General features: G+C 69.3%; 1 protein-coding gene. It reads right to left on the reverse strand.

Annotation, left to right across the window (positions count from 1 at the left end; genetic code table 11):
* Positions 1 to 295: hypothetical protein (locus L687_RS29205; RefSeq protein WP_152525872.1), on the reverse strand; the 295-nt coding region annotated here is incomplete at its 3' end.
* Positions 296 to 326 lie beyond the last annotated feature (31 nt).

The raw sequence follows: 326 nt of genomic DNA on the forward strand, positions 1-326 counted from the left end.
GCACCACCATCACGGTTGTAGCCGCCCTCGCGACGGGGAGCAGCACCGTCGCGACGCGGGGCGCCACCGTCACGGTTGTAGCCGCCACCTTCACGACGGGGAGCAGCACCGTCACGGCGCGGGGCGCCACCGTCACGGTTGTAGCCGCCACCTTCACGACGGGGAGCTGCACCATCACGGTTATACCCGCCCTCGCGACGGGGAGATGCGCCATCACGGTTGTACCCGCCCTCACGACGCGGAGCACCACCATCACGGTTATACCCGCCCTCACGACGCGGAGCACCACCATCACGGTTGTACCCGCCCTCACGACGGGGAGCTGC

The sequence above is a fragment of the Microbacterium maritypicum MF109 genome, assembly GCF_000455825.1.
GTDB lineage: Bacteria > Actinomycetota > Actinomycetes > Actinomycetales > Microbacteriaceae > Microbacterium > Microbacterium maritypicum_A.